This is a genomic window from Bacillus sp. LR--39, assembly GCF_053613335.1.
This window is the reverse complement of sequence record NZ_JBSIOT010001124.1, coordinates 1-623: the sequence shown is the minus strand read 5'-3', so window position 1 is coordinate 623 and position 623 is coordinate 1. Positions and strand designations below refer to the sequence as shown.

Sequence of the window (623 nt, the reverse complement as noted above, 5' to 3'; positions counted from 1 at the left end):
GGTCGGTTCGCAGAGGAGGGTTCGCTGATTTTATCATTGTTCCAGAAACGCATGTCCATCCGATTCCTGAGCAAATGGATTTTGCAACCGCTGCTTTGTGCGAGCCGTTTTCAATCGGAGCGCAGGCGGTTCGGCGGGCAGATATTCAAACAGGCGAAACGATTGTCATATTGGGAATGGGTCCGATCGGGTTAACGATTTTGGCGCAGGTAAAAAAGCGCTTCGACGTTCGTGTGATCGCTGTCGATCCTGTAAGGGAAAGGCTTGAGCTTGCCGAGGCATTCGGGGCGGATGCCGTTATTCAGCCTGGTGAAGAGGATGCAGAGCAAATGATTCTGAAGCTGACAGGCGGAGAAGGAGCGGGGATTGTGTTCGAAGCGGCCGGGATTCCCGCGACGATTGAGCAATCCGTTCGTTTGGCGGCCGCCGCCGGGCGCATTGTCATTGTCGGCTTAACGGGGAGGAATGTGACGATTCCGGGTCTTCTTCTCACAAAGAAAGATATTGAAATTTATGGAACAAAACACAGCGTCAATCAATTTCCCGGCGTCATTCAATTTTTGAATGAAAACCCTGAAATAGCCCGGGCTTTTGTCACTGAGATCATGCCTTTTATGGAAATA

General features: G+C 50.9%; 1 protein-coding gene. It reads left to right on the top strand.

Annotation, left to right across the window (positions count from 1 at the left end):
• On the top strand, positions 1-623 hold a 623-nt coding region (locus ACWHAR_RS28855; protein ID WP_452088672.1), incomplete at both ends, for a zinc-binding dehydrogenase.